This window comes from Hymenobacter sp. (genome assembly GCF_036388155.1).
GTDB lineage: Bacteria > Bacteroidota > Bacteroidia > Cytophagales > Hymenobacteraceae > Hymenobacter.
In genome coordinates, this window is the sequence record NZ_DASVSI010000127.1 from 1 (window position 1) to 25,166 (window position 25,166).

A 25,166-nucleotide genomic window follows, 5' to 3' on the forward strand; every position below is an offset into this window, starting at 1 on the left:
GGCCTTCGGTGAAGTCGAGAAACTTCTCCAACTGGGCCTTGATGCCGGCCTGGTTGCGCCGCAGGGTCTCCTCGTCGAGCAGGTTGCGCTCGGCCGACTTGCCGCTGGGGTCGCCAATCATGCCGGTGGCGCCGCCCACCAGGGCCACGGGGCGGTGGCCGGCGCGCTGCAGATGCACCAGCAGCATGATGGTGGCCAGGTTGCCGATGTGCAGCGAAGCAGCCGTGGGGTCGAAGCCGATGTAGCCGGTGATGGGGGCGTTCGTGGCCAGGTGTTCGGCGGTGCCGGGCATGGCGTCGTGGTACATGCCGCGCCAAGTAAGTTCTTCAATAAGGTTCAATGGGTGAATGGGTGAATGGGTGAATGGGTGAATGGAAACGCGGTTCACCCGTAAAACGTGGCCCCAAAGGTACTAGGTGGCTTTACCTTTGCCAGCCCGAAAGAATGGAGCCACCGCCCATTCGCCCATTCACCCATTCACCCATTCACCCATTGCTACAAGAAGCCGACGCCCTCCTCAAGCAGCTCCAGCAGCGGCAGTTTCAGCCCGTGTATTTCTTGCAGGGCGAAGAGCCGTACTACATCGACGTGGTGGCGGACTTAATTGAAAAAACCGCGTTGGCCGAGCACGAGCGCAGCTTCAACCAAGTGGTGGTGTATGGCAAAGACGTAGACGTGGCCGCGATTCTGGGCCAGGCCAAGCGGTTTCCCATGATGGCCGAGCGGTCGGTCGTCATCGTGAAAGAAGCCCAAACCGTGGCCGACCTGGAGCAGGAGCGGAGTTGGCCGTTCTTGGAGGCTTACCTCAAAAACCCGCTCTCGAGCACCGTACTGGTGTTTTGCTACAAGCACAAAACCCTGGACAGCCGCAAAAAGCTGGGCAAGCTGCTGAGCGGGAAAGAGACGCCCGCCGTGCTGATGACCAGCAAAAAGCTCTACGACAACCAGGTGCCGCAGTGGCTGACGGCTAACGTGCGCGGACGCGGCCACCAAATCACGGGGCAGGCCACCGCCATGCTGGCCGAATACATTGGGGCCGACTTGGGCCGCTTGGCCAACGAGGTCGATAAATTGGTCCTCAACCTTAAGCCCGGCCAACCCATCGACGAGGAGTTGGTGCAGCGGCTGGTGGGCATCAGCAAGGACTACAACATTTTTGAGCTGCAAAAGGCGCTGGTGCAGCGCGACGTGCTGAAGGCCAACCGCATTCTGGGCTACTTCGCCGCCAACCCCAAGGCCAACCCGCTCATTCCCAATCTGACGTTGCTGTTTGGGTTCTTCAGCAAGCTGCTGGTGTTGCACCAGGCCGGCCCCAACCCGTCGGACGGCGAGTTCAAGAAGCTGGGCATCATGAACAGCTTTGCCCAAAAAGAGTACCAGCAGGCCCTGCGCGCGTATCCGGCGGAGCGGGTGGTGGGCATCATCCACGACATACGGCGGGCCGATGCGCAGAGCAAAGGCATCGAAAGCGGCTCGATGGACGACGAGGAGATTCTCCGGGAATTGGTGTGGCTGATTCTGCACAACGTGCCCGAAGGCGTGCTGGGGTAAGCGACAATTGGTACCTATAAAAATTGGCACCTATAAAACGGATGAAAAGATGGTTAGCACCTACAGCGTGATGGATACCATCCATATATGGATTGGCCTGAGCCGGAAAAGCGCGGAGGAATTCTACGCGTATTTTGCCATCAACCCGGTTGACCGCGATGCCGGAATAGGAGCCAGCCAGTTTGACAAAGACGTCGGAACCAAGTGGTATGATGACGACTTGATTGGGACGTATTACAACGAGAACATCCGTGACTTGGCCACGGCAGTCGAAGAGTTACCCCTCGCGTCGAAAACTGCTGGACAACTGATAATGAGCAAGTGCCAAGAACTGGGCATTGATGAAGCAAATGCGCTCTTCTATTACACAGATTCCGATTTGAGCGTAGCCGATTCGGCGAAGAAATACAACGGGTTGGCCTACCTTGGGGCTTTTGACAACCGCTAACCATGCGCGCCCACATTCACTTTGCCCACGGTCTGCCCCAGAGCGTCAACAACTACCTGGCCATGGACGGTTTCCAGCAAATGGGCTGGGAAATTGTGCCCTATACTGACGAAGCGCCGGTAAGCGACAACGCGCCCGACGAGGTAGTGGTGGGCCACATTGCCGCCGTGAGGGCCAGCCTGCGGGGGTTGGGCTTGGCGGTGCCCGCCGAGCTGGGCTACCCTACGGCGCTAATGCCTTTTCTGGGGCGCCGGCTGTGGCAGAGCACCATCAATGCCGTGGCGACCGATGCCAGCCAGTGGCCGGTATTTGTGAAGCCAATTCACGACGCCAAGAAATTTACGGGCGTGCTGGTGCGCAGTCTGCGCGACCTGTTAGGCTGTGGCGACCAGTACCAAGACACGCCGGTGTGGTGCGCTGAACCCGTGCAGTTCGTGGCCGAGTGGCGCTGCTTCGTGCGCTACGGCCGTATTCTGGATGCCCGGCCCTACAAAGGGGACTGGCGGGCTCACTTCGACGCGGCCGTGGTGGAGCAAGCGCTGGCAGCCTATTTGCCCGAAGCGCCGGCCGCCTTTGCGCTGGACATTGGCTGCACCGCAGCGGGCAAAACCGTGGTGGTGGAAGTAAACGACGGCCATTCGCTGGGGGCTTACGGCCTGATGCCGCTGGCGTATGCCAAGTTTTTGTCGGCACGCTGGGCTGAGATGACGGGCAGCGAAGATTACTGCAATTTTTGAGTATCTCCCGCCTCGTGGCCGGGCCAATCCACCTGGAACGGACCTTTGGCAGCAACAACCGCTACCCTCCGGCCGTACCAAACAGGTGTTTCACCTTAAACCTGTTTCACTCATGAGCCAAGAATTTGAAAAGCCGAGCGGTTCGTTGGGCGGTATGCTGTCAAGCTTGTTTCGGGGCGGTTCTATGCCCTCCATGCCGGGTGGTTCCAACACCACGCGCAACGTGCTAGGTGGCGCGCTGCTGGCCGCCGGCGCGGCGTATCTCTACAACCGGTCCAAGGGCCGCAACCTCCCCGGAGTCGTTAAGTAGCCTCAGGCTGAACTAGAGTAATGGTACCACGTCCGCTTATCTGTTCGCGCTACATGCGGAATGGATAAGCGGGCGTTGGTATTTCAGGAGTTCAGCTCAAACGTGGCCCGGGGCTGCCAAAGCTGGCCGTTGTGCCGAAACAAAGTGAGCTGCTGCACCGCAAAGTCGGCGGCGTAGGAGCGGGACGCGAACTGCTGGCGCAGCGCGGGTACCTGTGCCGGGGGCAGGTCGCGGGTGGCCAACGTCATGTGCGGGGTGAACGGCCGCTTTTCAGCCGGAATCTCCGGCAGATGCGTTGCGCACCACGCCGTGAGCGCCGCATGAAACGCCCGCACGGCGTCGGGCTGACTGACGTGTACGAACAAAGTCCGATTGCCAAACCAGGCAAACCCGTCGAGCCCCACGCGAAAGCTGGCTTGGGTGGCCGCGAATGCCGTGAGGCTCGACACTAAGTTGGGTTCAACCGCTTCGGGCCGGCGCAGGGGCGGAATGAGGGTGATATGGGCCGGCAGCCGCACGGCGTTGCGGCTACCAGTCAAGGCGTGCACTTCCTGCTTGAGCGCCCACACTTCAGAAAGAACGGGCTCGGGCGGCAAGAGGGCGACCAAATAGAGCGGGTGCATGGGCGAGGTTGTGCTACTGCCCCGGCTCCACGGGGTACTTGGCAAAGAGGGCCGTAATGGCCTCGTTGATGCGTTTGGTGAGCTTGGCGGCGTCGCGGGTGAGGACGCTTTTCACCGAGCCTTCCCAAACGACTTCTTTGCGGGCCGCATCGACAACTTCGACCGTGGCCGTGCCTTCCTCGTAGCGGCCCACCGGTACCTGCTGGCTGCGCCAGTGGTAGTTGCGCTGCCCAATGTAGCGCGGGGCATCTTGCAGCAGCGTGGTTTCGCGGGTTTGCACCTTGTCCTGGGTAACCACGCCGATGTTGACCAGCAGGTCGGGCGTATCCGACTGCTGATAGCCGCGCCGGGTCATTTCGCGGCCGATGGCTTGCTTCAGCGTTTCGATGCCGGTGCCCGGACCTTCGAAAGCAGCGTCGTTGCGGGCCGTGACGTCCATGAAGTTGAAGGTTTTGTACGCGCGAAAATCGACGTTGGCCTGGGGGTTGGCATATTGCACTTGTTCGGAAGCACAGGCGGCGAGGCCCAGTAAAAGCAGGAGGTGCAGGAGATATTTCATAACAGAGCAAGCAAGAACCAGGGGACGACCGGTGCCCAGAAAAGGCCCCGGCCCCCGGTATACGTTCGGGGCTCCCCAGAGGCTGCGGAGGAGCTTATTGGCGCTTCAGCCCTGAAAAGGTCATTGGAAATGGCCGAGCTTGGCAACGAAGCAGCCCATTCCGCGTTGATTGGGCAACCTACGGCCATTATTCGTTACTTTTGGCCAGTTCCCGGGTCCTGTGCGGCCCCTCCACGCAAGGTATTTACATGAACCTATTTCCCCGGCTGGCGCTGGCCGCCGCCTTAAGCGCTGCGGCGCCCATGGCAGCCCAGGCCCAGCAGACCCAAGTTTTTGCCGCCGACGAGCGGTTCTTTCAAGAGGGATTGGAGCTGTTTGACCGCGGGCAGTACGGCGCGGCCCAAGAGGCATTCCGGCAGTATTTGGCCATTGAGCCCGTCCACACCAGCCAGGCTGGCCCCACCGCCCACGACCGCACCGCCGACGCCGAGTACTATTATGCCGTCAGCGGCCTCTACCTGCTTCATCCCGACTCCGAAGGCCTGATTCTGGATTTCGCCGAGCAGCACCCGGCGCACCCCCGCTCCGCCGTGGCGTACTTCGAGCTGGGCAAATTCTACTTCGACCAGAAGAACTACGAGGCTGCCATCCGTTATTTCCAGCGCGTCGCGCCCGACAATCTGACCACCGACCAACGGGCCGAATCGGACTTTAAGCTGGCCTACAGTTATTTCGAGCAGAAGGATTACGAAAAAGCGCGCTTACTTTTCGACCGCACCAAGCAGGTGCAAAGCGAGTACAAGTACGCCAGCTCGTACTACGCCGGGTACCTGGGCTACCGCGCCGGCGACTACGCCGCGGCCCGCGCCGATTTGAGCGTGGCCGAACAAAACGACGCCTACAAGCCGGTGGTGCCCGCCGTGATGGCGCAGATATACTACAAGGAAGGCAACTACGACGGGTTGATTGGCTACGCGTCCAAAGCCCTGCAAAACACGCCCCCGCCGCAGAATTCCGACGAAATTCAGCTCTTGCTTGGCGACGCATACTACCAAAAAGGCCAGTACAAGGAGGCCACCGAGAACTTCGACAAGTACGCGGCCATCCACAAAAACCGCATCGAGCCGACCCTCCAGTACAAGATTGGTTTCGCCAACTACAAGATGGGTGACTTCAAGGGCGCCATCAACAACTTGAAAAACGTGGCCGTGCGCCGCGATTCATTGGGCCAAAACGCCGCGTATCACCTCGGGTTGAGCTACGTGCAAGCCAATCAGAAGCCGCAGGCGGTAACGGCTTTCGAAGCAGCCCGCCAGGCCACCTTCGACAAGGCCATTGCCGAAAACGCCACCTTCAAACTGGGGCAGGTGCAGTACGAGCTGGGCAACTTGCCCGAAACCATTGCCGTGCTGCGCGATTTTCGCCAGAAATTCCCGCGTTCGCAAAACCAGGCCCAAGTCGACGAACTGCTCAGCACCAGCTTTTTGTCTTCGTCGGATTATTCTCAGGCCCTGGCCTACCTCGAAAGCGTGGAAGACCGGAGCGACAAGCTCAACGCCACCTACCAGCGCGTGGCCTACTCGCAGGCAGCCACGCTTTATAACAACGGCAACTACGGCGCCGCCCTGCCGCTGCTCGACAAATCCCTGAAATTCCCGGCGGACGACGGGCTGCGCGCGGCGGCCCAGGTGTTGCGCGGCGAGATTTACAGCGTGGGGCAGCAGTACCCGGATGCCATCAATGCCTACGTGGCGGCGGCCCGGTCGGCCCGGCAAGGAGGCGTGAGCGCGGAGGAAGCTGATTTTGAACAGAAAGCCCGCTACGGCTTGGGCTACGCGTACTACAACACCAAGCAGTACGACCGCGCCCGGCCGCAGTTTCAGGCCTTTTTGAACGACAAAGACGCCAAGCCGTCGGACCCCAATTACTACGACGCCACCCTGCGCTTGGCCGACACCTACTACGTGGCGAAAAGCTACCCGCAGGCGCTGGACTTGTACGATAAAGTCATCAAGGCCAATGCCGCCGACAAGGACTACGCTTACTACCAGAAAGGCCGGACGCTGGGCCTGATGGGCCGCCGCGACGAGGCCAACAACACCCTAAACTCGCTGCTCAAAACCAGCCCCAATTCCCGCTACGCCGAGGAGGCCGTGTTCCAACAGGCCCAGCTGTCGTTTGAAGCCGGCGAGTACCAGGCCGCGGCCACGGGCTTCGGCCGGCTGATTGAAAACCGCCCCAACAGCCCGCTGGTGCCCCAGGCCTTGCAGAAGCGCGGCGTGGCCTACGCCAACCTGCAACAGCAGGACAAAGCCGTGGCCGACTTCCAGCGCGTGCTCACGAGCTACCCCCGCAGCGAGGCCGCCTCGCAGGCACTCTATAGCCTGCAGGAAAGCCTCACGGCCTTGGGCCGCACCGAAGAGTTTGATGCTGCATTGGCCTCGTTTAAGGCGCAAAACCCCGACAGCAAAGCCACCGAAAGCGTGGAATTTGAAGCGGCCAAGTCCCTGTATCTGGCTGAGAAATACCAGCCCGCCATTCTGCGCCTGGAGTCTTACTTGAAGCAGTACCCCAGCTCGGCTCTGGGAGCAGACGCCCGGTTCTTTCTGGCCGATGCTTACCTGAAAACCGGCGACAAGCAACAAGGCCTCACCCGCCTGCGCGCCGTCGTAACCGAAGGCAAAAGCGAGTTCTTGAATCGGGCGGTGGGCCGACTGGCCGACCTAGAATTCGAGAACAAGAGCTACGCCGAAGCTGCCAAACTATACGAGCGGTTGCGCGGGGCCAGCACCAATCGCCGCGAAGTGGCCAACGCCACCTTGGGCCAAATGCGCAGCTTGTTTGAGAGCGGCGACTACCCCGGCACCCGCCGCGTGGCCGAGGAGCTTCGCGCCCAAGCCGGCGCCACGGCCAACGCCACCAACGCCGCGCTGCTATACTTGGGCAAAGCCAGCTTCCGGGCCGAGAGCTACGACCAAGCGGCCACCGAGCTAGCCGCGGCCGTTGCAGCGGCACCCAACGACATCAACGGGGCCGAAGCGCAGTACTACCTGGCGGAAACCCTCTTTAAGCAGAAGAAAAACGAGGAAGCCATTGCCGCGGCGCTGAAGGTAAACTCCGACTTCAACAGCTACAGCCTGTGGCAAGGCCGGGCCTTCCTGCTGGTGGCTGAGGTGTACGCCGCCGAAGGCGACAACTTCCAGGCCCGTGGCACGCTCAATTCCATCATTGATAACAACTTCCCGGTTGCGGAGATAGTGGAGGCCGCCAAGCAACGCCTCAAAACGCTGGGTGCTGACCAGCCCGAGGAAGCACCCGCGGCGCCCAAGCCTGCCCCAGCCAAAACGCCCGCCAAGGCCCCGGCCAAGGCACCCACCAAAACCACTACGCCGCCCGCCACCGCCCCTGCCACCAAGCCCGCAGCCACGCCTGCGCCGGCCAAAAGCAAAGCCGCTGCGCCAAAAAGCACCCTGCGCGGCAACACCACGGCCCCGGCCGATACCACCCAGCGCTAAGCTCGGCGTTTCCTTTTCATAGACTAACCATTTGCTGATGAAGCGTTTGTTGATACTTAAAACCCGGGCGGTGAAACGTTCCCAAACCAGCTTCGTGGCCTCCTTGGTGCTGGCGGGCGCACTGGTTGCAGCGGCCACGCCGGCAGCGCTTGCCCAAACCCAACCCCCCAAGAAAAGAACGGGTCAGATTGAGGAGGCCGAAATTGAAATCGTGAAGGAGCGGGTCAACCAATTGCCCGAGGCCACCCGCAACTTCGACAAAATCAAACTCCCTGCGCCGCCCAAAACCGAGCGCAAAGTCACCTATACTTTCCCCGATTTCCGCCTGCCCGCCGACCGCCTCAACCCTTCCGTGAAGGTGCTGACCATTCGGGCCGAAGAACCCGAGCCGTTGGACGGCAACTTCCTGAAGGCCGGCCTGGGCAACTACGGCACCTTCTACGGCCGCGGCTACTTCCACAGCACCCGAAATACTGACCACGCGTACGGCCTCGACATCAAGCACATCAACTCGCTAACCGGGCCGGTCGATGGCAAAAACTCGGCTACGGCCCAAACCAGCGCCCACCTCATGGGCGAGTTGTACCGGGGCACGGCCGCGTTTGGCGCCACCGTGGACCTGGGCCGCGAGAGCTACCGCTTCTACGGCTACGACAAAGCCGCGAATACTTCCCCGCCACCGCCCACTCCCGAAGTGGCCGACATCAGGCAAACTTTCAACCGATTTGCGGTGAAGGGATACACCCACAACCGCGCCCCCGACCAAGTGCTGCAGTACGACGCGGGCATCGGCTACCGGTTTTGGAAAGACCAATTTGGGGCCAACGAGAACAACGTGCTGCTGAACGCCAAAGTGGGCTACGCGCTGGGCGATGCCAGCCGGGTGACCGTGGCGGCCGACGCCTCGTTCATTTCGGAAAAAGACCTCGCGCCCGGCACCCAGCAGCGGCCCAACGCCGCGGCCGTAACCCGAAGCCGGACCTTTGTGCAGGCCACGCCCGCGTATGAGTTTGTGAGTAAGCGCGTTGCTTTCTCGGTGGGCGCCACGCTGGGCTATTCCTCCGACACCACCACCGACGTCAGCCGCGGCGTCGTTTATCCCGCCGTGCGGCTGGGCTACACCGTGGAGCCCGAGCGGTTTGCCGTGTATGCCGGCCTGGGCGGGGCGCTGCAACGCGTGACGCGCTACGACCTGACCACCGAAAACCCCTGGCTCAACCGCGGCCTGAACGTGGCCGACACCCACCGCGGGCCCACCATCTACGCCGGCTTCAATTCAACGCCTGCCCGCGGGCTGGAGCTGAACGTGCGCGCCACCTACGCCCGCGACCGCAACCTGTATTTCTACCTCAACAACCCCGTGGACCCCACCAAATTTGATTTGGTGTACGACCAAAACGCCACCGGCGTCCTCAACATCCACGGCGAGCTGTTATACAATGTCACGGAGAAATTCCGGCTGGGCTCGCGGATGGACTACAACAAGTACGCGCTGAAAAACCTGCCCCAGCCGTTTCATCGGCCCGAGTTTCAAGGCTCGGTCTTTGGCACGTTCAACGTACTGGAGAAGCTCGCTCTGGGCGTGGAAGGGTATTTCTATGCGGCCAGCTACGGCATCAGCTACCGCCCAGCCACCAATCCGGGGGAGGCGCGGGTGCCCGATTTCTACCGCGCCACCGACCCAATTGTCGACCTGAACCTGCGCGCTGACTACCGCATTACGCCAAAAATATCCATCTTTGCAATGGGTAATAACTTGGTCAACCGCCAGTATCAGCGCTTTTACGGGTATCCGGTAAAAGGCATCAACGTGTTGGCTGGAGCTACTTACTCCTTCTAAAATTGCATACCGCCTGACGAGTAGCGGATGCGCAAGCCAGTAAGTGCCATTGGGTAAGTCGCTTACGGTCCTTGCGTTTTCGCTCTCATTTATCCTGAGTTCCCATGATACACCTCGCCGACCACATCCGTCCCTTGCTCCGTGACCACGACTGCGTGATTATCCCGGATTTCGGGGGGCTGGTTGCCGACGTGTCGCCGGCGCGGGCGCAGCCCGGCCGCCAGGCCCTGAGCCCGCCCACCAAACTGGTCGCTTTCAACCAAGCCCTCACGCGCAACGACGGCCTGCTCGTCGACGCCCTGAGCCAGCACCTGGGCTTGTCCATTGCGCAAGCTCGGGATGCCGTGCGCGCGGCCGTGGCCGGTTTGCAGCAAGAACTGGCCGAGACCAACCGCACCGAGCTGCCGGGAATCGGGATTTTCCGCCGCGCCGCGGGCCGTGGGTTGGCCTTCGAGTACACGGGCACCGACAATCTGTTGGCGTCGGCTTTCGGGCTGCCGGAGTTGGTGGCGCGCCCGGTGCGCACCAACGACGCCCGCACCAAACGCCTCCAGCCGGCTTTGCGCACTGCCACCGCGCGGCGTTCGCGTTGGGCTCGGCTAGTGCCGGCCGGGGCCATTGCCGTGGTAGCGGGGCTGTTCCTATTGGTCAACTACCAGGTTGCCCTCAACGCCGGCTACTTGCCCACCAGTTGGCAGACCCAATTGCCCCGCTTGGAATGGGCCACCAGCCGCGCGACGCCCGCCGCCACCGTGGCAGAGCCGCAGCTGGCTACCTTGGCACAGCACGATTTCGCCAGCGGTTCGGTCGCATCAGAAGGCATGACCCCTCTTGCCGAAGCACCGACTGCACCTGAAGTAGCGGTGCCAGTAAATGCTGCTAACTCGCAACCAGAAAGCAGTATTACACCGGCTACTACTGTCGATGCGCCTGTTGCGTCCACTACGGTTGCAGCCGCTCCGGCTGCTGCCAAAGCCGCTAGTGTTCCTGCCAAGACTGTTGCCACTTCGGAACCAGTTGCCAAGGCCCCCGCAGTAACAAAAGCCTCGGTTGCCGCCACAAGCTCAACCACAATTAAAAACCGTACGGGCCGTTATTACGTCATTGCCGGGGCTTATCGCTCCTTGGGCGGCGCCCAGCGCGGCCGTCAAAACCTCCTCAAAGCTGGCCTTCCCGCCCGCATCATCCTGCCGCCTGTTGGCAGCCGGTTGTACCGTCTCACTGCCGCTGATTACCCCGACCTGGCTTCGGCCCAACGTGAAGCCCGGCGGCTTCGCGTAACCACGCGTAGCGACTACAATACCTTGAAATTTTAATTCTTCGCATGTCCGTTTTCCTCTTGCAAGCAGGTGCCACCGCGGCCGATTCCGTTAATACCGCCGTTTCGGCCGCTCCGGTAGTGCAAGCCGATGTTCCCATTATCGACCTCATACTGCGTGGGGGGTGGATAATGGTCCCGCTGGTAGCCCTTTCCATCCTTTCGGTGTACATCATCATCGAGCGCTACTTCACCATCCGTCGCGCCGCCGGTGACCCCGATTCGTTCATGAATGGCATTCGCTCGCTGATGGTGAAGGGGGACTTGGCCGGCGCCAAACTCTTGTGCGCCCAAACGTCTTCGCCCTTGGCGCGGATGGTTGAGAAAGGCCTGCGCCGCATCGGCCTGCCGCTGAAGGAGATTGAAACCAGCGTAGAAAACGTGGGTAAAATTGAAATTGCCCGCCTCGAAAAGAACATCAGCATCCTGGGCATCATCGCCGGCATCGCGCCGATGATTGGCTTTGTGGGCACCATCATTGGGGTAATCAAGATTTTCTACTCCATTGCCGCCACCAAGGAGTTTGGCATTCCGCAAGTGGCCGACGGCTTGTACGTCAAGCTGGTGACCTCGGCCACGGGCCTCATCGTCGGCATCATTGCCCACGTGGGGTATCACTGGCTCAGCATCTTGGTCGAGCGCATGGTGTTTCGCATGGAAAACTCGGCCATTGAGTTCATGGACATTCTCCAGGACAATTAATTGATTTGCTGATTAACGAATGTGCAGATGTGACGAGGGCCGATTATTCAGCCACACGGAGCATCAGCACATTGGTTTATCAACTCATTAGCACATCAGCCCATGAACCTCTCACGCCGCCGCCGCCTTACTTCGCACGTCGAAACCGGCGCCATGAACGACATCATGTTCTTCCTGATGTTGTTCTTTCTCATTGCGTCCACGCTTGTCAACCCCAACGTTATCAAGTTGTTGCTGCCAAACGCCAAGTCGAGCAAGCAGGTGATGAAGCAGCCTATAACCATATCGGTGGATGCCGCTGGCACGTATTTCGTCAATAAAAAGCCCGTAAACCCTGCCTCAGTTGAGCCGGAGTTGGTGGCCCTGGTGGGCACGGCGACCACCGCCGAACAGCCCACCGTGGTGCTGCGCGTCGACAACTCGTTGAACGTTCAGAAGCTGGTTGACATTTTAGAGATTGGCAACCGCCTCAAGCTGAAAATGGTGATGGCCACACAGGCCCAGCAGGCAGCCAGTAAATAATTTGCTCATAAGGTAATTATTTGATGTGCTGATGATAGGGCTTGACTGAAGAAGTCAGAAATGCCGTAGAAAACAGCACATCGGCACGGCAAACAATCAGCACATCAACAATGGCTATTGACTATCAAGAACCGCACCGCCGCGAAGGCCTGATTGGCACCTTGGTTATCCATGGGGTGCTGTTGCTGCTTTTCATGTTCATGGTTTTCAAAGGGCCCAATCCGCCGCTTCAGGCCATCGGCGGCGATGGCGTCGAGTTGAATTACGGCCTTGACGAAGCTGGTTCCGGCGACGTGCAAAGCATGGCGACAGCCAACAATTCGCCTAACCGGGTTGACAGCCGCCCGCCCGTAGCCAGCCCGGACCCAGCCCCGCGCCCACAAGTGGCCGCAACCCCGGAACCCACGCCGCCGGCCCAGGAGAAAATCATCACCAGCGAGGCCGAAGAAAGCGGCGTGTCGGAAACGCCCACCGAAACGCCCGCGCCGCCCAAGGAGGAAGTCAAGCCTGCCCCGCGGCCCGCTCGGAAACCAATTGCCGTTTATTCTCCGAATGGAAATAAAACCGGCGGTGGCAACGGCGTGAACGGAAGCAGCAACGAGCCAACCGGAAACAATAACGGCGACCGGCCCGGCGCCACCGGCGACCAAGGCGACCCTAACGGTTCATTGGACGCAAAAGCGCTGTATGGCTCGCCTGGCAGCGGCGGCAGCGGCAGCAGCCCCGGCAGCGGCGGTTTGGAGATGAGCGGCTGGGCAGTGGCAAATGTTCCAGAGATTCCTAAACTTGACGATAATAACGGCATCGCTCGGTTTAGAATTGTCATTGACGCCAACGGAGAGGTAGAGTCTGTTACTAAAGTTTCGGGTAGCATCTCTGCAGAACAAGCCAAAGCCGTACGCGATGCCTTGTTAAAGGCGTCATTTCGAAATGTTAACGGCATAAGTGGACGGGCTACGGGATTTTATAATTTCAGGTACACCGTGCGTTAAAGCGCTACGCCATTCGGAGATGTTTCAAATGGCAATTATCAGTTTGCCCTTACCACCGTTTCATTTATCGAGTGACCTATTCTGAAACCTTACGTTACCTCTACGAGCAACTGCCCATGTTCCAGCGAGTGGGGGCGGCGGGCTTCAAAAAGGGGCTGGGCAACACCTTGGCGCTGGCCGAGGCCATGGGGCACCCGGAACAGAAATTCCGAAGCGTGCACGTGGCCGGTACCAACGGCAAAGGCAGCAGCTCGCACCTGCTGGCGGCCGTGCTGCAGGCGGCGGGTTATAAAGTGGGGCTCTACACGTCGCCTCACCTGCGCGAATTCACCGAGCGCGTGCGGGTGAACGGGCAGGAAATCTCGCCGGAGTATCTGGTGGAGTGGGTGGCTCGCTGGCGGCCGCTGTTTGAGCAGGTGCAACCGTCTTTTTTTGAGATGTGCGTGGCTTTGGCCTTTTCTTATTTCGCCGAGCAGCGGGTAGACATTGCCGTGGTGGAAGTGGGCCTGGGCGGCCGGTACGATTCTACCAACATCATCACGCCGCTGGTTTCGCTCATCACCAACATCAGCTTCGACCACCAAGCCCTGCTTGGCAACACGCTGCCGGAAATTGCCGGCGAAAAAGCAGGAATCATCAAAGCAGGCGTGCCCGTGGTGGTGAGCCAAACCCAACCGGAGGTTGCGGGAGTTTTTGAGCGTGAGGCCGCCGCGAATCTTTCCCATCTAGTGTTTGCTGACACCATTTACCAGGCAGCTTTCACCGCGCCGGCTTCGGCCGAGACTGCTTTGCGCCCCGTTGCCGTGACTCAGCATGGCCGGCCGTATTTGCCAAACGCAGAGCTGGGTTTGGCGGGCGAATACCAACAGGCCAACCTGCCCGGCGTATTGGCTACGTTGGATGAGCTGCGGGCCCAAGGGTTCCGTGTTACGGAAGCGGCGGTGCGCACCGGCTTACGTCAGGTGACACAGCTCACCGGGTTGCGCGGCCGCTGGAGTGTCATTGGCCGGCGCCCCCTTGTGGTGTGCGACACGGCCCACAACGCCGCTGGCCTGACGGCAGTGGTGGCCCAGCTGCGGCAGACGCCGCACAACCAGCTGCACGTGGTGCTGGGCACCGTCAACGACAAAGACGTGGCCGGCATGCTGCGCTTACTGCCGCCGGAAGGTCGTTATTACTTTTGTGCGGCCAACATTCCCCGCGCACTGCCGGCGGCAGAATTGAAACAGCTGGCCGCAGCTGCCGGCTTACACGGCGAGGCGCACGACTCGGTGATGGACGCCGTTCGGGCCGCCCGGCATGAAGCTGGCCCCGACGATGTCGTGTTCATCGGCGGCAGTACGTTCGTGGTGGCCGAAGTGGAGGACCTCTACCAAGCAGTGTAAGGGCCGGCCGTTTTATCTATCAAGCTTTACCAATCCGTTTTGCCTCGCGTTAAACTTCAGCGTTTCACCGACAACGCCACCCGCCCCGACATCATTGAGCCGGGCAAGCCCGAATACGAACAGCTCGGCGGCCGGTGGCGCACCGCTTTTTTTGCCGAGCCCCATCCGTTAACCCTGGAGGTTGGCTGTGGCAAGGGCGAATACACGGTCGGGCTGGCCCAGCGCCACCCCAATCGTAATTTCCTGGGCCTCGACATCAAGGGAGAGCGAATTTGGCGGGGCAGCACCCGCGCCGCCGAAATGGGCCTCACCAACGTCGGCTTTGTCCGGATGCGGGCCGAAGCCCTGGCGGCGCAGTTTGCGGCGGGGGAGCTCGATGAAATCTGGATTACGTTCCCCGACCCGCGGCCACGGGACCGCGACATCAAGCGTCGGCTCACATCACCCCGTTTTTTGGCGCTGTATGAACAATTGTTAACTCCCGGCGGATTGCTGCACCTCAAAACCGACAATGACGGGTTGTTCGAGTACACGCTCGAAACCCTGTCCGCGCGGCCAGGAGCGTTGGTGGAGCGCGCTACGCGGGACTTATACGCCGAAACGGCGCCGGAATTCGCCGAGGCTCAAGCCATTCAAACCAATTTTGAGGGCAAGTATCGCGCGGTGGGTGTTCCGATTAAGTACGTGCAGTTTCGCCTGACTTAATCGACTTCGAGCGCCTCAAACACGGCTTCGAGCTGGTCAAAGTCCCGAAGGCCGGGTTTCACTTCATTGCCCGACGGAAAGAACAGGCCGGCCAGCGGCAAACCGGTGGCTAGTTCCTGGGCTAACGCAGGCTCCAGTCCGGGGCCCAGCCAGAGGGGATGTTGTTGGCCGATTGCTCGTAATTGCTCCTGCGTTTCTGGGGCGACCAAGCCCGGCATCGCCACCACAATGCCGGTCGCGGAAGCAATGGCCAACCCACCGGCAAGCACTGACTCCAACGGTACTTCCATGTACACCGGCGGGGCTATTTCGGCCAGCTCCGCCTCGGTACGGAAGGAGTGGAGCAGCACCGCGTCCAACCCGCAGTTGGCTGCTATGGCGTTGATTTCAGGCGCGCTTAGTTGGTCGAATTCACCTAGTAGTTCAACTCCGGCTACCCAGCCGGCTAGCTCTTTCACGGTCTTCACGTCGAGGTGGTCGGGCAGGGCGGGGTCGAGGACAAAGGTGAGTTTGTCGGCGCCCATGCCCGCGCAGTAGCGGGCGTCGGACAGGTTATTGATGCCGCGGATGAGCAGGGGGACTAAGTGGGGCACAAGGAAAGCAGAGAGGGGTGGCACTCCCGGAAGCCAGCCAAAAGGGACATTCGAGAGAGGCGCAAAAGTAGTCTCTTCGCGTGGGATGGGGCGTGTAACCTGCGCGGGCCCGGCCTTATCTTCGTGCCCATGAACGCACCTCGCCGCGCCCCTTTGCTGGCCCCGTCCTTTCTCGCCGCTGACCTGGCCAACCTGCAAGCCGAAACCGAGCGGCTGGCCACCAGCGCCGCCGACTGGCTGCACTTCGACGTGATGGACGGCCGGTTTGTGCCCAACATCTCCTTTGGCTTGCCCGTGCTGCAGGCCGTGGCCAAGTACGCCAAGCAGCCCCTCGACGTGCACCTGATGATAGAAGAGCCGCAGCACTATTTGTCGGCTTTCCGCGATGCGGGCGCCGCCAACATCACCGTGCATTACGAAGCCTGCCCGCACTTGCACCGCGTGGTGCAGCAAATCAAGCAGCTGGGGTGCCGGGCCGGGGTGGCGCTGAACCCGCACACGCCGGTGGCGTTGCTCGAGGACATCGCGGCCGACCTGGACGTGGTGCTGGTCATGTCGGTGAACCCCGGCTTTGGCGGACAAGCTTTCATCCCAAACACCCTGAAAAAAGTGGCTATGCTGAAGGAACTGCTGCTGGACGCGGGTTCGGATGCGCTGATTGAAATAGACGGCGGCGTAAGCCTGGCCAACGCGGGCCCCCTGGTGGAAGCCGGCGCCGACGTGCTGGTGGCCGGTAACTTCGTATTTAGTGCCCCGGCCGGCCCGGTGGCTACCCTGGCGGCCCTGCGTGACCACCTGCAAGCCCTGGATGCCAGCGCCGCCGAAGGCTTCGATGGCAGCCGCAAGCAATAGCGCCGCCGACTCCCCGTTCTTGCCCATCGTGAACCACCCCGCTACCCCGAGCCGCCCGCCGGCCCCGTCCATGAGGAAAAAACTAAGAGGAGGCAGTCGCTTGCTGCTATCTGCGGCGGTGCTTGGGGGATTGGTGCTGGCGGCACCTTGTTCGTTTGCCCAACAACCAACCGCGCCCCAGCAGGCTGCCTTGCCAGAGGTAATAACGGTGACCGGGACCTTGCGCGACGCCAACGGCCAAGTGCTGGAACTGGCCGTAGTAGGAGTGGAGGGCCAACCCGGTGGGGCCACTACTGATGCAAAAGGTGAGTTTTCCCTGCCGGTGCGGCTGCCCGAACCCGGCAAAGCCACCGTGCTGGTGATTCGCCGGTTGGGGTATTTGTCGTTGCGGGTGCCGCTTCGTTTGCCCGAAGACGCCCAGCAGCCGCTGGAGCTGGTCATGCGCCTCGACACCAAAGCCCTGGGAAGCGTGCGCGTGCTGGGCCACTCCGAGCAGGCCGACACCCGCGAGCAGGTCAGCATCACGCGCATCGACCCGCGCCAAGCCAAGGAGATACCCTCGGCTTTTGGGGATTTTAACGCCATTCTCAAAACCCTGCCCGGGGTAACGTCCAATAGCGAGCTGAGCAGCACCTACAACGTGCGCGGCGGCAACTACGACGAAAACCTGGTGTACGTCAACGGTTTCGAGATTTACCGGCCGTTTCTGATTAGCTCCGCCCAGCAGGAGGGTCTGAGCTTCATCAACCCCGACCTGGTGAAACAGGTGGAATTCAGCAGCGGAGGTTGGCAGCCCAAGTACGGCGACAGGCTCTCCTCGGTGCTGAGCGTGGAGTACAAAACCCCGGAGAAATTTGCCGCTTCCCTCACCGGGAGCTTGGTGGGCGGTGCCGCGCACGCGGAGGCCCGCTCGGCCAACGGCCGGGTGAGCTACTTGGCGGGCGTGCGCTACAAAAACGCCCAGTACGTCCTCAGTTCGTTGAAACAGGCCCAGGGAGGCTACAACCCCACGTTTTACGACGCGCAAGCATTTGTGAACATCGGGCTGGGCAAAGCCGACGACCTGCAGCGCACCACCCTGGGCCTGCTGGGCGTGGTGGCGCACAACGACTACCGTTTCTCGCCCGAAACCGGCCAAGCCACCTTTTCCACGGGCACCAATCAGCTGACGCGCGTTTTTATTGGTTACGCCGGGCGCGAGCGCATGCAGTTCGATACCTACCAGAGCGGGCTGAACCTGAAGCATGATTTTTCGCCGCGCCTGCAAATGGAGCTGTTGGGCTCGGCGTTGATTTCGCGGGAATTTGAGTTGCGCGACGTGGAAGCCGCCTACACGTTCGCCGAAATCAACCGCGACCCCAGTTCCCTCGATTTCAATCAGCCCATTCGCCAACGCGACATCGGCTCGCAGTTCAAGCATTCGCGCAACGCCCTGACCGCCCAGATTTACACGGCCGAAACCCGCGGCCGCTGGCTGCCCAACGCCGCTCATTCCGTGCGCTGGGGCGTAAAAATCGGCCGTGAAAAGATTGAGGACACGCTGGATGAGTACAGCTTTGCGGACTCCGCCGACTTTGTGCCCGATGCCCGCCGCCTGCGTTTGCGCTCCGATTTGGGCTTGCTGAGCACCCGCAGCCAAGCTTTTGTACAAGATACCTGGGCCATCGACTCGCTGCGGACCCTCACCTACGGCGTGCGGGCGCATTACTGGACCACCAACGAGCAGCTGGTCATCAGTCCCCGCGTGCAGTTCTCGCAAATCAGCCGGCAGCACCCCAATCGTTCGTTCAAAGCCGCCGTGGGCGTCTATTATCAGCCGCCCTTTTACCGCGAGCTGCGCGACCAAACCACCATCGAGAACGGCGTGCAGACCGCCTTCCTCAATCCCGCGCTGCGCGCCCAGAAATCCTACCACTTCATCGTGGGCAAGGAAATCAGCTTTCTGAAATTCGACCGGCCATTCAAATTTTCAGCCGAGGCTTACTACAAGCACCTCACGGACGTGGTGCCCTACGACGTCGACAACGTCCGGCTGCGCTATTTCGCTAAAAACAACGCCCGGGCTTACGCCGCCGGATTCGACGCCCGCCTGAGCGGCGAGTTCGTGAAGGGCGCCGAATCCTGGTTCAGCCTGGGCGTCCTCAGCACGCGCGAAGACATTGACGGGGATAACAAAGGCTACATTCGCCGGCCGCAGGACCAGCGCATCAACGTGGGCGTGTTTTTCCAAGACCATTTGCCCAACAATCCGTCGGTGCGGGGCTACGTCAACATGGTCCTTGGGTCGGGCCTGCCGTTTAGCCCGCCCAACGAGCCCGAGCTGCGCGGCATCAACGCGCTTTCCGTAACCTATAAGCGGGTCGACTTAGGCTTCTCGAAGGTTATCGGCTTAAAAAATAACAACGCCCCCAAAGCCCATTTCTACAGCTTCGACAGCTTGTGGCTAGGCTTGGAGATTCTGAACGTGTTTGCCGCCAATAACGTGGCGGGTTACAACTACTTACAGGACGTGAACGGCGTGACCTACTCCGTGCCCAGCTACCTTTCGCAGCGCCTGGTCAACCTGCGGTTGATAGCCCGTTTTTAGGTTTTGTGTCCCTTCGTGCCGCCACTCTATGGCAGGCTTGTGACCGGAGCACTGCTCACGTCAACCGTTGTGCGGTAGCGTTGGTAAAACCGGCTCTGGAACAACTCTTGTGGGTCGTATCGTCGTTTTAACCGCACAAACGCTGGAAACTGCGGGTACACCCGGCGCAGTTGCGCCGGGGTGGCGTGCAAGCGGTACGGCAGGTAGTACGTGCCGTCCAGCTGCTCGGCTTCGGCAATAAGTTCCTGGGTGAGGGCGGCCATGTCGGCTTCGGCCGCCGGGCCCAGGGCTTGGTTGAAGAAGAGCACAAATCCAAATACTTCTTCCCGCGCATAGGGCAAAAACGTGTCGGTGTCCGCGTACACGTTGCGCAGCGTGATGTTCAGCAAGTCGGCTTGGTAGCGAGGCACCCGCCGTTGCAGCGCCCGCCGGAAGGCATTAAAGTTACGGGCGGGGATGAAGTACTCGTGCAGGATATCGGTTTGGTTAGCCGAGCGGTTGAGGTAAAGCGCCGGGCTTTCGTTCATGATTTCGTTGCGGGAAAATTCTTTGCCGGCCTGGGCCCGGGAAAACAATTGCTCCAGGTCCCAGCGCAGCTGCTTGCCGTAGGCGTCGTGTTTCGACCCCGCGAAAACGGTGCGTTTGAACTCGGTGAGCCCTGGGGTGGCGAGGGGCTGCCCGGGCGCGGCGCGGCGTTTGGTGGCGAAATAATGCAGCGTGGCCTGTTCCAAAAAGTTGGTAGGGGTCACATTGAGCCGGCCGTAGGCCAAGTGGACCCGCGCGTTGGCGTCGACGTGCTGACGGTAGGTACGCACGTAATCTGCCGCCGGGCCCGCCACCCGGCCGTAGGCGTACACTTCGTTGGGCACCGTGCGCAGCCGGGCCTCGAGGATGATGCCAAACAGGCCGTAGCCGCCGAGCACCAGCCCAAACAGTTCGCGGTTTTCGCGCCGGCTACACGTCAGCAGGCGGCCATCGGCCAGCAGCACCCGCACCGATTCCACCGTGGCCGCAATGGGCGGTTGGTTGGGTTGCCAGCCGTGGCAATTCACGCTCAGCGAGCCCCCCACCGTAAAAACATTATCCGACTGCATCGTTGCCACGGCCCGGCCATGGTGGTTCAGGTACGGAATGATGTCGGCCCAGCGTGCGCCGCTGCCCGCCGTCAGCACGTTCGAAACGGTGTCGAGGGACAGGTACTTAAAAGGCCGGAGGTCCAGCCGCAGCCCGTTGGGGGCGAGGGTGTGGCCGCCCATGCTGTGGTGGGCACCGGCCAGGGCGACCGGCAGGTGCCGGGCTTGCGCCACTAGCAGCAACTGCCGAATTTGCCGCAGCGCCACGGCCGAATCCGGGTCGATGGCGATGGTGCGCATGACGGTCGGGTTGAGGCGGCTCACGTCATCGGCCCGGCCCGGGCCCGGTGAATATGATTGCTCTGTATCCAGCGCGCGGGCTTGCCACAAGTGCGTAGCCGGCCGAATTGCAACCCCAAAAACCAACCCAACCACGGCCAGCAGGCCCAGCCAAACGTTTTTTTTCCAACGGGAACCCATGGCGCAACGCGTAAGTGAGCGGCAAAGGACTGCTGAAGGTTCAGGTAATTTCCTGACAATGGTCATTTTCGCTCGGCGCGCGGCGGGCCGGAGCGGCCTCGCAAGCGGCTCAGGGTTTCGGGCGCAAGGCCCAAGTGGGAAGCAATGTGCTGCACCGACACCCGCTGAAAAATGGTGGGGAAGTCGCGCAACAACAACTCGTAGCGCTCGGCGGCCGTGTGCGAGCGCAGGCGTTGGGCGCGCTGCTCACTGAGGACGTAATATTTTTCCATCAGCCGGCGGCCAATGTAGTTGAATTCGGGAAACTCGTTATAAAGGCGTTGCAGGCCTTCGGAGGATATGGAATGCATGTGGGCCGGCTCCAGCAATTCGAGGTATTCCTCGGAAGGCTGCTGGGTGAAAAAGCTGACAATGGAGATAACAAAATCCCCGGCTTGCATAAACCAGGAGGATACTTCGCGGCCGTGCAGCAACGTGTAGCCGCGCACCAGCCCCGTTTCGAGGAAATACACGCGGCGTGCCACTTGGCCGGGCCGCAGCAGCAAATGGCGCGCTGGCAAAGCCTCTTGCACGGTGTTCTCCAGCAGGGCTGCAGTCAGGCCTTGGCTCAAGGGGTGCAAGGTTGCGAGAAAAGCAACTAAATCGGTCATGCTCGGTTATTTCAGGCAAATACGGCGTTGTTGACCGTTTATTCTCAACCGCAACCTTTATCCATCACGCATTGGCAAGGAGCAGCGAAATCAAAGTTGGTCATTGGTTGACGGCCGTTTGGCTTTCCGTCATATCTTTGCGGCCGATGTTTTACTCCCCCGCCGTTGATAGCGCTGTAGCTTCTGCCCCTTTGGGGAGCCGTCGGGCCGTCGTGGGTGTGCACCATCACCACCATCTGTGGGGGGCCGGGCTGTGCGCCGGGTGCTAAGCTAGCACCGGCCGCTCGCGCCTCCACCGCCGCGCCCTGGGCCATGCCGGCGAGGGGCTTCACACCTCCACTTCTGGGTAATTCGACGCGCGGCTCCCGTTGCCGCCCGCGAATGGATAGGCACCCCAACCGGGATGCGGCCCGCCTTTACTTCTTTCATGCTTCGATTAGCCATTCAAAAGTCCGGTCGCCTGAGCGAGGATTCTCTTGCCCTCATTCGCGAATGCGGCATCAACTTTATCAGCAGCTCCTACAAGCTCAAAACGGAGGCCACCAATTTTCCGCTCGAAATCCTGTTTTTGCGCGACGACGACATTCCCGGCTACGTGCAGGACGGCGTGGCGGACTTGGGCATCGTGGGCCAAAACGTACTGGTTGAAGCCGGCTATCCGGCCCTGGAAGTGGAAGCGCTTGGCTTCAGCAAGTGCCGGCTGAGCCTGGCCGTGCCCCGCGCCGACGCCTACGCCTCGATTGCGGCGCTGCAAGGCAAAAACATCGCTACCTCGTACCCCAACATCCTGGGCCGCTATTTGGCCGAGCACGGCGTGCAGTCGCACTTGCACACCATCAGCGGGTCGGTCGAAATCGCGCCCAGCATTGGCTTGGCCGAGGCCATTTGCGACATTGTGAGCAGCGGTTCTACCTTGTTGGGCAACGGCCTGCGCGAAGTCGAGACCGTGTTTCGCTCCGAGGCCGTGCTCATTGCCCAGCCCAACCTCACCGCCGAGCAAACCGATTTGCTCGAGCAGCTGCGCTTCCGCATGCAGGCCGTGCGCCGGGCCAAGCGCAGCAAATACATTTTGCTGAATGCCCCCGTCGCGGCCCTCGACGAGGTGCGCCGCTTGCTGCCCGGCATCAAGTCGCCCACGGTGACGCCGCTGGCCGAAGCCGGGTGGGTGTCGGTGCAGTCGGTGGTGCAAGAAGACGAGTTTTGGCACATCACCAGCCAGCTCAAGGCCGTGGGTGCCGAAGGCATTCTGGTGCTGCCCATTGAAAAAATGATTGCCTAGCCTGCTACCTCATGCAAGTCTATTCCTATCCCGACCCCGGCACGTGGCACGAACTGCAGCAGCGGCCGGCCGCGGCCGAAGCGCCCCAAGTAGCCGCCCGCGTCCGGGCCATATTTGAACAGGTCCGGGCCGGCGGCGACGCGGCGCTACTGGCGCTGGCCAATGAGCTGGACGGCGCCACCCTGACCAGCTTGCGGGTTTCAGCAACGGAGCTGGCCGCCGCTGCCGCGCAAGTGCCCGCCGAGCTGCAAGCCGCCATCCGTCAAGCCAAAGCCAACATCGAAGCCTTCCACCAAGCGCAGGGCGGAGCGGAGCTGCGGGTGGAAACCATGCCGGGCGTGCACTGTTCGCGGCGGGCGGTGCCCGTCCAGCGCGTCGGCTTGTACGTGCCGGGCGGGTCGGCCCCGCTGTTCAGCACCTTGCTCATGCTGGGCGTGCCGGCCCGGCTGGCGGGCTGCCCGGAGGTGGTGGTGTGCACGCCCCCGCAGGCCGACGGCTCTGTGAGTCCCGTGATTCTGTTCGTGGCCCAGCTCTTGGGCATTACGACCGTGGTGAAAGCCGGCGGTGCGCAAGCCGTGGCGGCCTTGGCGCTGGGAACCGAAAGCGTGCCCGCGGTCGATAAAATTTTCGGTCCCGGCAACCGCTACGTTACGGCGGGCAAGCAGCTGGCGGCGGCCGAATACGGGGTGGCTATCGACATGCCCGCCGGGCCTTCCGAGGTGTTGGTTATTGCCGATGCTAGCGCCAACCCCGCTTTTGTGGCAGCTGATTTGTTGTCCCAGGCCGAGCACGGCCCGGATTCCCAAGTCGTGCTCCTCACGGACTCCGCCGCGGTGTTGGTAGCCGTGCAAGCCGAATTAGCCAACCAGGTGGCCACCCTGCCGCGTCGCGAGGTGGCCGAGCAGGCCTTGGCCAACAGCCGCGCCGTGCTGTTGGCCGACACCGCGAGCATGCTGCAGTTTTCCAACCAATATGCCGCTGAGCACCTCATCCTGGCCACCGACCAGGCCGATGAGCTGGCCGCGGGCGTCACCAATGCCGGCTCGGTTTTTCTGGGCCACCTCACGCCCGAGGCCGTCGGCGATTACGCTTCCGGCACCAATCACACCTTGCCCACCAGCGGCTTTGCCCGGCAATACAGCGGCGTGTCGCTGGACTCATTCGTCAAAAAAATCACCTTTCAGCGCCTCACCACTTCCGGCTTGCAAGCCATCGGCTCGGTGGTCGAAACCATGGCCGAGGCCGAGGGGTTGTCGGCGCATGCCCGCGCCGTGAGCGTGCGCTTGGCTTCTCTGGCCGAGGAACCAAGCTTTCCTATGGCCGACGGTGCTGGAGCACAAAACCCTTATGCGGGCCTCATTCGGCCCAGTGTGGAGCGCATGCAACCGTATTCTTCGGCGCGCGACGAGTTCGAGGGCATGGCGCCGGTTATGCTTGATGCCAACGAAAACAGCTTGGGCTCCGTTGGCCCCGACGATTTCAGCCGCTACCCGGACCCGCACCAACGTGCGATTAAAACCCAGCTAGCTGCCATTAAAGGGGTGTTACCGGAACAGATATTTCTGGGCAACGGGTCCGACGAAGCCATCGACTTGCTCGTGCGCCTCACCTGCACGCCCGGCCGCGACGCCATTGTGGTCTGTCCGCCTACTTATGGCATGTACGAGGTTGCCGCGAACTTAAATGACGTTCGGGTGGAGCGCCTGCTGCTCACCCCGGACTTTCAACTGCCCGAGAACGCTGCCCAGGAGCTGGCCAAGTCCAGTGCCAAAATGGTGTTTTTGTGCTCGCCCAACAACCCGACCGGGAATTTGCTGGCCCAAGCGGCGCTGGAGGAAATCCTGCGCACTTTCAACGGACTGGTGGTGGTAGACGAAGCCTACGCCGATTTTGCGGACGCGCCCAGTTGGACCACGCGATTGGCGGATTTTCCGCGGTTGGTGGTCCTGCAGACCTTCTCCAAGGCCTGGGGCCTCGCCGGCTTGCGTCTGGGCGTGGCCTATGCGGCTCCGGCCCTGATTGCCTACCTCAACAAAATAAAGCCGCCGTACAACATCTCGGCCGCCACGCAACAACATGCCCTGGCCGCGCTGGCCTCGTCGCCGAAACTGCCCGAAATGCGCCAGGAGTTGCTGGCAGGACGCGAGTGGCTGCGGCAGCAATTTATGTCAGTGCCCATCGTGGAGCGCATTTTTCCTTCGGATTCAAACTTCCTATTGGTCCGGTTCAGCGTGGACGCCACCGAAGTTTACGACCAGTTGCGGGCGCGGGGCATTGTGGTCCGCAACCGAACCACGCAACCGGGTTGCCGCGGCTGCCTGCGCCTGACGGTGGGCACCGACGAGGAAAACACTCGTTTGGTGAATGCGCTGCTGGAAATAAGCGCAGAATCCACTTCCACCCAATCGGACACCACGGCTGCCGCAGCGCGCGCCTAGTTCAACG

21 protein-coding genes and 1 pseudogene are annotated in these 25,166 nt (G+C 61.3%); 16 read left to right on the forward strand and 6 right to left on the reverse strand.

Annotated elements, in window-relative coordinates:
- Nucleotides 1–340: pseudogene (locus tag VF629_RS17570) on the reverse strand (tyrosine--tRNA ligase); the annotation flags it as partial.
- Between the two features lie 152 nt (nt 341–492).
- Here VF629_RS17570 and holA point away from each other — a divergent pair.
- The 4 genes from holA (at nt 493) to VF629_RS17590 (ending at nt 3,046) form a co-directional block, all read left to right on the forward strand.
- Nucleotides 493–1,551 (forward strand): DNA polymerase III subunit delta, encoded by a 1,059-nt coding sequence (gene holA / locus VF629_RS17575; protein WP_331059801.1) that lies wholly within the window; start codon nt 493–495, stop codon nt 1,549–1,551.
- Nucleotides 1,552–1,621: 70 nt separating this feature from the next.
- Nucleotides 1,622–1,999: an immunity 22 family protein gene (locus tag VF629_RS17580; RefSeq protein WP_331059826.1), complete on the forward strand. Its 378-nt coding sequence runs from the start codon at nt 1,622–1,624 to the stop codon at nt 1,997–1,999.
- A gap of 2 nt (nt 2,000–2,001) precedes the next feature.
- Entirely contained in the window at nt 2,002–2,736 is a 735-nt protein-coding gene (locus VF629_RS17585; RefSeq protein WP_331059802.1) for an ATP-grasp domain-containing protein, read from the forward strand.
- A 112-nt stretch (nt 2,737–2,848) separates the two neighbouring features.
- Complete coding sequence (locus VF629_RS17590) at nt 2,849–3,046, forward strand: hypothetical protein (protein ID WP_331059803.1); 198 nt, start codon at nt 2,849–2,851, stop codon at nt 3,044–3,046.
- A gap of 83 nt (nt 3,047–3,129) precedes the next feature.
- On the opposite strand, the gene VF629_RS17595 is transcribed toward VF629_RS17590, so the two are convergent.
- Entirely contained in the window at nt 3,130–3,669 is a 540-nt protein-coding gene (locus tag VF629_RS17595; protein ID WP_331059804.1) for a 2'-5' RNA ligase family protein, read from the reverse strand.
- Nucleotides 3,670–3,682: 13 nt separating this feature from the next.
- Nucleotides 3,683–4,228, reverse strand: coding sequence for a DUF4136 domain-containing protein (locus tag VF629_RS17600; protein ID WP_331059805.1), 546 nt, complete (start codon nt 4,226–4,228; stop codon nt 3,683–3,685).
- Between the two features lie 248 nt (nt 4,229–4,476).
- Here VF629_RS17600 and VF629_RS17605 point away from each other — a divergent pair, with 248 nt between their 5' ends.
- From VF629_RS17605 to trmB, 8 genes are all read left to right on the forward strand, one after another.
- Nucleotides 4,477–7,743, forward strand: a complete 3,267-nt coding sequence (locus VF629_RS17605) for a tetratricopeptide repeat protein (RefSeq protein ID WP_331059806.1) — start codon at nt 4,477–4,479, stop codon at nt 7,741–7,743.
- A gap of 70 nt (nt 7,744–7,813) precedes the next feature.
- Entirely contained in the window at nt 7,814–9,583 is a 1,770-nt protein-coding gene (locus tag VF629_RS17610) for a hypothetical protein (protein ID WP_331059807.1), read from the forward strand.
- Nucleotides 9,584–9,687: 104 nt separating this feature from the next.
- Nucleotides 9,688–10,899 (forward strand): SPOR domain-containing protein, encoded by a 1,212-nt coding sequence (locus VF629_RS17615; protein ID WP_331059808.1) that lies wholly within the window; start codon nt 9,688–9,690, stop codon nt 10,897–10,899.
- Nucleotides 10,900–10,907: 8 nt separating this feature from the next.
- Complete coding sequence (locus VF629_RS17620; protein ID WP_331059809.1) at nt 10,908–11,603, forward strand: MotA/TolQ/ExbB proton channel family protein; 696 nt, start codon at nt 10,908–10,910, stop codon at nt 11,601–11,603.
- Nucleotides 11,604–11,705: 102 nt separating this feature from the next.
- Nucleotides 11,706–12,125 (forward strand): biopolymer transporter ExbD, encoded by a 420-nt coding sequence (locus tag VF629_RS17625; RefSeq protein ID WP_331059810.1) that lies wholly within the window; start codon nt 11,706–11,708, stop codon nt 12,123–12,125.
- A 41-nt stretch (nt 12,126–12,166) separates the two neighbouring features.
- Nucleotides 12,167–13,117: a hypothetical protein gene (locus VF629_RS17630; RefSeq protein WP_331059811.1), complete on the forward strand. Its 951-nt coding sequence runs from the start codon at nt 12,167–12,169 to the stop codon at nt 13,115–13,117.
- A gap of 71 nt (nt 13,118–13,188) precedes the next feature.
- Nucleotides 13,189–14,502 (forward strand): folylpolyglutamate synthase/dihydrofolate synthase family protein, encoded by a 1,314-nt coding sequence (locus tag VF629_RS17635; protein ID WP_331059812.1) that lies wholly within the window; start codon nt 13,189–13,191, stop codon nt 14,500–14,502.
- A gap of 39 nt (nt 14,503–14,541) precedes the next feature.
- Entirely contained in the window at nt 14,542–15,207 is a 666-nt protein-coding gene (trmB, locus tag VF629_RS17640; protein WP_331059813.1) for a tRNA (guanosine(46)-N7)-methyltransferase TrmB, read from the forward strand.
- Here the strand turns inward: trmB and VF629_RS17645 are convergent.
- A complete protein-coding gene (locus tag VF629_RS17645) occupies nt 15,204–15,800 on the reverse strand; it encodes a hypothetical protein (protein WP_331059814.1) in 597 nt (198 codons plus the stop codon). The genes trmB and VF629_RS17645 overlap by 4 nt on opposite strands.
- A 129-nt stretch (nt 15,801–15,929) precedes the next feature.
- Here VF629_RS17645 and rpe point away from each other — a divergent pair, with 129 nt between their 5' ends.
- Both rpe and VF629_RS17655 read left to right on the forward strand, forming a co-directional pair.
- The gene (rpe, locus tag VF629_RS17650) at nt 15,930–16,652 is read left to right on the forward strand and encodes a ribulose-phosphate 3-epimerase (protein WP_331059815.1); all 723 of its coding nucleotides are present in this window, start codon (nt 15,930–15,932) and stop codon (nt 16,650–16,652) included.
- A 100-nt stretch (nt 16,653–16,752) separates the two neighbouring features.
- Nucleotides 16,753–19,239, forward strand: coding sequence for a TonB-dependent receptor (locus VF629_RS17655; protein ID WP_331059816.1), 2,487 nt, complete (start codon nt 16,753–16,755; stop codon nt 19,237–19,239).
- A gap of 26 nt (nt 19,240–19,265) precedes the next feature.
- Here VF629_RS17655 and VF629_RS17660 read toward each other — a convergent pair whose 3' ends face one another.
- The gene (locus VF629_RS17660) at nt 19,266–20,792 is read right to left on the reverse strand and encodes an FAD-binding oxidoreductase (protein ID WP_331059817.1); all 1,527 of its coding nucleotides are present in this window, start codon (nt 20,790–20,792) and stop codon (nt 19,266–19,268) included.
- A gap of 62 nt (nt 20,793–20,854) precedes the next feature.
- Nucleotides 20,855–21,442, reverse strand: a complete 588-nt coding sequence (locus VF629_RS17665; protein WP_331059818.1) for a Crp/Fnr family transcriptional regulator — start codon at nt 21,440–21,442, stop codon at nt 20,855–20,857.
- Between the two features lie 427 nt (nt 21,443–21,869).
- Between VF629_RS17665 and hisG the strand changes: the two genes are divergently transcribed.
- Both hisG and hisD read left to right on the forward strand, forming a co-directional pair.
- The gene (gene hisG, locus VF629_RS17670; protein ID WP_331059819.1) at nt 21,870–22,721 is read left to right on the forward strand and encodes an ATP phosphoribosyltransferase; all 852 of its coding nucleotides are present in this window, start codon (nt 21,870–21,872) and stop codon (nt 22,719–22,721) included.
- A gap of 11 nt (nt 22,722–22,732) precedes the next feature.
- Nucleotides 22,733–25,159, forward strand: coding sequence for a histidinol dehydrogenase (hisD, locus tag VF629_RS17675; RefSeq protein WP_331059820.1), 2,427 nt, complete (start codon nt 22,733–22,735; stop codon nt 25,157–25,159).
- The last annotated feature ends 7 nt before the right edge of the window (nt 25,160–25,166 follow it).